Here is a 7634-nt window from a genome sequence, read left to right on the forward strand (position 1 = left end):
TCTCCTTTTCATTACCTATTCTTCTTTCCCTCCCCCGCGTTTTTTTGTTGTGTGGGGGGGGGGGTTTGTTTGTGTGTTCGGGGCCTCCCCCCCCCCCCACCCCCCCCACGACCGGTGGGACGGGAGGACGCAGACCGTGTCGAGGCCGAGGACGTGGTTGAGGCGGCCGAACGCGAGCCACGCGCCGAGGCTCATGCTGAGCTCGACGATCTCCCGCTGTGTGTAGGAAGCCGACATCCGCTTCCAGAACTCGTCGTCCAGGTTGTGGTGGTCGGTCGCGTACCGCTCGGCGTACTCCGCCGCCAGGCGCGTCCGCTCGTCGAAGCGGTCGGTGGTGCGCCACTCCGACACCGCGTCCGCGAACTCCGGCTCGACCTTGACGCCGTCGCGTTCGGTGCGCCAGTCGAGGCAGAAGACGCAGCCGTTGATCTGCGCGATCCGCAGCCGCGCGGCCTCGAACTCCCGCAGCCCCAGCGTCGTGTGCTCGTACACCGCCAGCGAGAACTTCGAAGCGGCGATCCCGATGCCGGGCACCAGCTCGCCCCAGACGTACCCGATCGGGTCCTTGCCCGCGGGGATGTCGATGTTCACGGACGGCTCCTTCCGAGCTTGCCCGCTGCCGGGCGCAGCGGGACGTCGAGTGCGTCGTAGAGGCCGGGGTCGGCCGCGGCCAGCCAGTCGATCGCGCCGACCAGGCGGCCGACGGCGGTGGCGTTGCCGCCCGCCGACCGGTTTTCGCCTTCGTCCGTCGCCTCGACGGTGACCTCGATGCGCGGCCGGCCTTCGATGATCACGCGGTGCGCGCCGTCGCCGCTGGGCGGTGTGGGCCAGTCGGGCGCGCACGACGGGTGGATGCGCGTCACGTGCTCGATGACGATCCGCGGCTCGCCGCCGACGATGCCCTGCACTTCGAACCGCACCGCGCCCTGCGTGCCCTTCTCGAACTCGCCCATGGTCCGCGTGGACACGGTCTCGTCCAGCGGGCGCCGGTCGAGGGTCTCCCGCAGCTCGGTGACCTCGACGCCGAGGCCGCGCGCGATCAGCCGGACCTGCCCGCCCCACACCATCGACGGCACGCCGGTCATCAGCATCGGCGGGTCGTACTCCATCGGCTGGCCCATCCCGACCAGGTACCGGACGGAGTCGGGCTGCTCGTAGGTGGAGTAGTCGAAGATCTCCTGGCAGCGGACGACGTCGACGTCGGTGCCGAGCCCGCTGATCAGCAGCGGCAGCACGTCGTTGCCCCAGCCGGGGTCGACGCCGGAGACGAACAGCGACCCGCCGCCCTCTTCGATCGCGTCCAGCACCGGGTCGCGCAGCTCCTTCGGGGCGTTCCGCTGGTCGTAGAGGGGGTACAGGGCCGGCGTGACGACGACCGCGCCCGCCCGGACCGTGCGCACGATGTCGGCGAGGGCGTCGTCGAACCGGACGTCACCCGAAGCGGCGTACACGACCGCCCGCGGGCTCGCGGCCAGGACGGCGTCGACGTCGTCCGTCGCGGCGACCCCCAAGGGATCGACCCCGGCCAGCTCCCCGGCGTCCTTGCCGACCTTGGCCGGGTCGTGGACGAGCACCGCGGTGAGCTTCAGCGCCGGATGGGCCTCGACGGCCCGGATTGCCGCACGGCCGACGTTGCCCGTGCCCCACACCACTGTGGAGATCATGGCCCGAGTTTTCGCCGGTCCGCGTCCGCGCCGGTAGGAAATCGTTCCGGCCAGCGGACCGCGCGCCGATTGGTAACATGCTCCCCGCACCCGGACGCCGGATCGGAGGCCCGCGATGACGATCGACCCGAAGCCCCGCAGCCGCACGGTGACCGACGGGATCGAGGCCGCGCCCGCGCGCGGCATGCTCCGCGCCGTCGGGATGGGCGACGGCGATTGGCGGAAACCGATCATCGGTGTCGCCAGTTCGTGGAACGAGATCACGCCGTGCAACCTGTCGCTGGACCGGCTGGCCCAGGCGTCGAAGGAAGGCGTGCACGCGGCCGGCGGCTACCCGCTGCAGTTCGGCACCATTTCGGTGTCCGACGGCATCTCCATGGGCCACGACGGCATGCACTTCTCGCTGGTCTCGCGCGAGGTCATCGCCGACTCGGTCGAGACGGTCATGCAGGCCGAGCGGCTCGACGGCTCGATCCTGCTGGCCGGCTGCGACAAGTCGCTGCCGGGCATGCTGATGGCCGCCGCGCGCCTCGACCTGGCGTCGGTGTTCCTCTACGCGGGCACGATCGCCCCCGGCTGGGTGAAGCTCACCGACGGCACCGAGAAGGACGTCAGCATCATCGACGCCTTCGAGGCGGTCGGCGCGTGCCGGGCCGGCCGGCTCGGCACCGCTGACCTGGACCGCATCGAACGCGCGATCTGCCCCGGTGAAGGCGCCTGCGGCGGGATGTACACCGCGAACACGATGGCGTCGGCCGCCGAGGCCATGGGGATGAGCATGCCGGGCTCGGCCGCGCCGCCGTCCGCGGACCGCCGCCGCGACCACTACGCCCACCTTTCGGGGGAAGCCGTCGTCGGGCTGCTCGAAAAGGGCATCACCGCGCGGGACATCCTGACGCGGGAGGCGTTCGAGAACGCCATCACCGTCGTGATGGCCCTCGGTGGTTCGACCAACGCCGTGCTGCACCTGCTGGCCATCGCGCACGAGGCGAAGGTGCCGCTGGCGCTCGACGACTTCAACCGCATCGGCGACCGCGTCCCGCACCTGGGCGACCTGAAGCCGTTCGGCAAGTACGTCATGCAGGACATCGACCGCCACGGCGGCATCCCGGTGCTGATGAAGGCGCTGCTGGACGAGGGCCTGCTCCACGGCGACGCGCTCACCGTCACCGGCCGCACGGTGGCCGAGAACCTCACCGAGCTCGACCCGGACCCGATCGACGGCGAGGTCCTGCGCGGTCTGGACAACCCGCTGCACCCGACCGGCGGCATCACCATCCTGCGCGGCTCGCTCGCGCCCGAGGGCGCGGTCGTGAAGTCCGCGGGCTTCGACACGGCCAACTTCGAGGGCCCGGCACGCGTGTTCGAGCGCGAGCAGGAGGCCATGGCGGCCCTGAACGAGGGCCGGATCGAGGCCGGGGACGTCGTCGTCATCCGCTACGAGGGCCCCAAGGGCGGCCCGGGCATGCGGGAGATGCTGGCGATCACCGCGGCGATCAAGGGCGCCGGGCTGGGCCGGGACGTCCTGCTGCTGACCGACGGGCGGTTCTCCGGCGGCACCACCGGCCTGTGCATCGGCCACGTCGCCCCGGAGGCGGTCGACGGCGGGCCGATCGCCTTCGTCCGCACCGGCGACCGGATCGCCGTCGACATCAAGGCCCGCAGCATCGACCTGCTGGTCGACGCGGCCGAGCTGGCCCGGCGGCGGGAAGGCTGGGAGCCGCTGCCGAACAAGTTCGGAGAAGGCGTGCTCGGCAAGTACGTGAAGCTGGTGCGGTCCTCGTCCTACGGGGCCGTCACGAGCTGAGCGAGCGCGCGCTTGTCCACCTTGCCCACGTGGGTGAGCGGCAGCGCGTCGACGAAGTCCACCGCCGCCGGGACGTAGTGCGCCTGGCCGAAGGCGTCCCAGGCGTGCGCCTTCAGGTCGTCCGCGGTGACTTCGCCCGTCGCGACGACGACAGCGTGCAGCCGGTCGCCGTGGCCGAAGACGGCCGCGCTCCGCACCGCCGGGTGCGTCTCCAGCGCGTGCTCGACGACGGTCGTGGGGACCTTCGTGCCGTGCTCGCCGACCACGACGACGTCGTCCGCACGGTCGAGCAGGTAGAGGTAACCCTCGTCGTCGAACCGGCCGAGGTCGCCGGTGCGCAGCCAGCCCGCGCCGATGTCCGGGCCGCCGAGGTAACCGTCCATCATGGACAGGCCGCGCACCTCGACCTCGCCCTCGGCGGTGAGGCGGGCTTCCATGCCGGGCACGATCCGGCCGACCGAGCCCAGCCGCTCCGGGTGGCCGATCAGCTCGGCGGCGGAGATGCTCGCGATCATCGGTGCCTCGGTGAGGCCGTAGCCCTGGCCGACGACCGGGCCGAAGACGTCGAGGGCCTGCGCCAGCCGGTGCGGCGGCAGCGGCGCGGCACCGAGGGAGAGCGAGCGGACGCTGCTGAGGTCGGTTCCCGGGCGATCCGGGTGGTCCAGGAGCGCGGCCAGCCGCGGCGGGGTCAGCGAGAGCGTGTCGATGCGGTGCTCCCGGATCGCGTCGAGGACCGCTCCCGCGTCGAAACCGTCGTGGACGACGAGGGTGTCCTGCCGCAGCAGGGTGCCGAGCACGGTGGCGTTGCCGGTCATGTGCGTCATCGGCGCGACGAGCAGCGTGCGGCCCGGGCCGTCCGGTGACGGCGTGAAGATGTGGGCCATGCCGTCGTAGATGCCGCTGTGGCGGATCAGCTTCGGGGTGCCGGTGGTACCGCCGGTGGGGAAGAGCAGGCGGACGGTTCCGGGCGGGTGCAGCGGCTCGGGCTCGCCGTCGAGGTCGGCGAGGGTTCTCGTGTCGGCGCCGGGCCAGTCCCGGGGCCGGTCGGTGACGACGGTGGCGCCGCGCGCCGCGGCGAGCCGGTCCGCCTTCGGAGCCGACGCCGGGACCATCAGGACGGTCGCGCCGCGCAGGAGGGCCGCCAGCTGGACGAGCACCGTCTCGGGCCGGTTGCGCAGGTCCACCGCGACGGTGGCTTCGGTTTCGCCGAGGCGGGCGTGGAGGCGGCGCAGCCGGTCGCGGGCCTGGTGGTAGGTGGTGACGCCGTCCTGGACGAAGAGGGGGCGGTCACCGCCGTCCTCGAGCGCGGCCAGTACCTTCGTCAGGAAGAAGCTCACGCCCGGGGACGCTAACTCAGTCCTGATAGGAAAGCTTCGCCATTTCCTCGTCGAAGTCGAACCAGTCGCTCTCGCTGCCGGCCGGCACGACGTCGTACGTCCGGTCGAGGAAGGCGGCGATCTCCTTGGCGGGGGCTTCGAGCACCGCGGCGCCGTCGGGGGAGCTCAGCTCCACGAGGACCAGCGCGGGGTCGTCGGCCGGGCCGATGCGCACGTCGCCGTCGCCGCAGCGGGCGAGCAGGCCGTCGGCGAGCAGGTCGCGGCCGAAGAGCCACCGGACCGCGCTCGGGCCGGCGTGCAGCACCACGGCGACCGCGTACGGGTCGAGGGTGTCGTACTCCAGCTCGGCCGGCACCGGTCGCGGCCCGGCCCCGAAGGTGCGCAGGGCGAAATCGATGCGGGCGCTGGTCACGCTGTGCGGGTCGGTCATGGGACCGCCTTTGCTACTCGTCGGTTAACTTCGTCTGGTTCCAGGGATAACCCATAGTCAGTTCAACGCCCAGTGTTCCGAAAAACTTTCACACGCCAGGGTGATCAAGAAGTGTCCGAGGTCACCGTCGGCGTGGCCGAACGGGCAACTGCATCACGCACCGTCACCGCCGGTGACTGAACCTTCCCGCACCTCGGATTCGGAGCCGGCGACCCGCCGGATGGGTCCGGGCGCCGGATTTGCGCCGTCCGGGTGGGAAAGGCCACCGGGCACCAGTCCGCTTCCCCGTCCGGCCGCGAATCCCCTACGAGGCAGGGGCGACGTGGAGGGTGCGGGAATGGGTGAGCGTGGGCGGCTACGGCTGCAGCCGGACGAGGCGCCGGCCACCGCGCCGAGCGCCGAGGAACTGCTCCGGAAGGTGTCGGCGGGTGACGAGACGGCGTTCGCGTCGCTGTACGACCTCGTCGCCGGTCCGGTGCTCGGCCTCGCGACGCGCGTGCTGCGCAACCACGCCCAGGCCGAGGAGGTGACACAGGAGGTGCTGGTGGAGGTGTGGCGCAAGGCCACTCGGTACGAGCCCGAGCGCGGGAGTGCGCTGTCGTGGGTGCTGACCATCGCCCACCGCCGGGCCGTGGACCGCGTGCGCTCGCACCAGGCCGGGGTCGACCGGGAGGAGCGGGCCGGCCTGATGGACGTGCGGCGGCCGTTCGACGAGGTCACCGAGTCCACTTTGGCCGGTCTGGAGCAGCAGCGGGTGCGGCAGTGCCTGGCCGCGCTGACCGACCTGCAGCGCGAGTCGATCGTGCTGGCCTACTACAACGGCTACACCTACCCCGAGGTCGCCGAGGTGCTGCAGGTCGCGCCGGGCACGGTCAAGACCCGCATCCGCGACGGCCTGATCCGGCTGCGCGACTGCCTGGGGGTGGACCGATGACCGCCGAGCTGCACATGTTGACCGGGGCGTACGCACTGGACGCCGTGTCCGATGTGGAGCGTGCCGGGTTCGAGCGCCACCTCGGCGAATGCGCCGCCTGCCGCCAGGAGGTCGCCGAGCTGCGGGCGACCGGCGCGCGGCTGGGCGTGGCCGCCGCGGTGGAGCCGCCGCCGTCGTTGAAGCTGCTGGTGCTCGCCGACGTGGCCCGCACCCGCCAGCTGCCGCCGAAGCTGCCGGTGGTCCGGAAGCTGAGCCGGGCCAAGACGTGGCAGGTCCGCTTCGCCCTGTTCGGGGCCGCGGCGGCGGCGCTGGTGGCGGTGCTGTTCGGGGTGACCAGGACGCCCTCGCCGGTCGACCCGGTGCTGTCCGCCCCGGACGCTTCGGCGATCCAGGGCACCGGGCAGGGGAGCGCGACGCTCGTGGTTTCCCGCAGCCGCCACCAGGCGGTGCTGCTGGCTTCCGGCCTGCCCGCGCTGGACGCGGCGCACGTCTACCAGGTCTGGCTGATCGGCAAGGACGGCGCGCACTCGGCCGGCCTGATGCAACCGGAATCGCCGGACCGGATGCGGCCCATGCTGGCCGCCCTGCCCCCGGGGGTGGACCGGATCGGGATCACCGTCGAGCCGGCGGGCGGGTCCCCCGGTCCGACGACGCCGGCGGTGGCCCGGATCGACCTGACCTGATCTTCCGTCCCCGACCGGACGCGCGGGGCCATGCTCGCCATCGGCATGAACGGCGAGCCGCTGCCGATCGAGCACGGTTTCCGGCTCGGCTGGTCACGCCCGGGTGGTACGGGTAGGTGTCGGCCACTAAATAGGTGACCGACCTCGAAGTCACCACCTGGGGGCGCGCGTCAGGCGTATTGGCTGAAACGCGGCTGGGGCCGGAAAGCACCGATCAAACGGAATCGCGCATCGACACGCCGAAGGGTTTCGAAACCGTCCTTCGGGGAAGGTCGGGGTCGCGGAGATCACCTGGGCGCAGCACACCGGTATCACCGGGTCGAGCTGAGCATGAACGGTCTGCCGGGCAACCCCAAAACCGGGTAACCGCAGGAAGAAATGCGCGCCGGGACCGTTCCCGACGGCGCAACCGGGTGGCACGGCATCGCTTTCGCAGCGCGGTGACCTGGATCACCCGAACGGGGGCCAATCCGATTCACCGGTCGGCCCGAATACCGGACAAGAAGAAGTTATCAGCCGCTTATGGGAGTGATTTTCGTGACCAAGCTTCGTGTCGCCGGAATCGGTGTCGCCGCCGTCGCCGCTCTTTCGCTGGCCGCGTGCAGCAGCAGCGACACCGCTTCGTCGGGCAGCTCCAGCAGCTCGATGGCGCCGTCGTCCACGGTGCCCGCGCCTTCGACCAGCATGGCCGCCGGTGGCTCCGGCGTGACCACCAACGCCGACGTCTTCGGCCCGGCCTGTTCGCAGCTGCCGCAGGGTTCCGCGCCCGGTTCGCTGGA

At 71.7% G+C, this 7634-nt stretch carries 7 protein-coding genes and 2 pseudogenes; 5 read left to right on the forward strand and 4 right to left on the reverse strand.

What is annotated here, in order from left to right:
- Positions 1-15: 15 nt before the first annotated feature.
- A complete protein-coding gene (locus ACWEGE_RS46715; protein WP_449666970.1) occupies positions 16-591 on the reverse strand; it encodes a carboxymuconolactone decarboxylase family protein in 576 nt (191 codons plus the stop codon).
- Positions 588-1664 carry an NAD(P)H-dependent amine dehydrogenase family protein gene (locus ACWEGE_RS46720; protein ID WP_449666971.1) on the reverse strand — a complete coding sequence of 359 codons (1077 nt, stop codon included), beginning with the start codon at positions 1662-1664 and terminating at the stop codon, positions 588-590. The genes ACWEGE_RS46715 and ACWEGE_RS46720 overlap by 4 nt, the downstream gene beginning before the upstream one ends.
- A gap of 115 nt (positions 1665-1779) precedes the next feature.
- Between ACWEGE_RS46720 and ilvD the strand changes: the two genes are divergently transcribed.
- Positions 1780-3471 carry a dihydroxy-acid dehydratase gene (gene ilvD / locus ACWEGE_RS46725; protein ID WP_449666972.1) on the forward strand — a complete coding sequence of 564 codons (1692 nt, stop codon included), beginning with the start codon at positions 1780-1782 and terminating at the stop codon, positions 3469-3471.
- Here ilvD and ACWEGE_RS46730 read toward each other — a convergent pair.
- Positions 3450-4808: a class I adenylate-forming enzyme family protein gene (locus tag ACWEGE_RS46730; protein WP_449666973.1), complete on the reverse strand. Its 1359-nt coding sequence runs from the start codon at positions 4806-4808 to the stop codon at positions 3450-3452. The genes ilvD and ACWEGE_RS46730 overlap by 22 nt on opposite strands.
- 16 nt (positions 4809-4824) lie before the next feature.
- Positions 4825-5238: an SsgA family sporulation/cell division regulator gene (locus tag ACWEGE_RS46735; RefSeq protein ID WP_449666974.1), complete on the reverse strand. Its 414-nt coding sequence runs from the start codon at positions 5236-5238 to the stop codon at positions 4825-4827.
- Positions 5239-5575: 337 nt separating this feature from the next.
- Here ACWEGE_RS46735 and sigK point away from each other — a divergent pair, with 337 nt between their 5' ends.
- The 4 genes and pseudogenes from sigK to ACWEGE_RS46755 form a co-directional block, all read left to right on the forward strand.
- Entirely contained in the window at positions 5576-6172 is a 597-nt protein-coding gene (gene sigK / locus ACWEGE_RS46740) for an ECF RNA polymerase sigma factor SigK (RefSeq protein WP_449666975.1), read from the forward strand.
- A complete protein-coding gene (locus ACWEGE_RS46745) occupies positions 6169-6855 on the forward strand; it encodes an anti-sigma factor (protein WP_449666976.1) in 687 nt (228 codons plus the stop codon). Before sigK ends, ACWEGE_RS46745 begins: the two co-directional genes overlap by 4 nt.
- Before the next feature lie 12 nt (positions 6856-6867).
- Positions 6868-7299, forward strand: a pseudogene (locus ACWEGE_RS46750) (molybdopterin-dependent oxidoreductase); the annotation flags it as partial.
- A gap of 93 nt (positions 7300-7392) precedes the next feature.
- A pseudogene (locus ACWEGE_RS46755) lies at positions 7393-7634 on the forward strand (fasciclin domain-containing protein); the annotation flags it as partial.

The organism is Amycolatopsis sp. NPDC004747 (assembly GCF_053601335.1).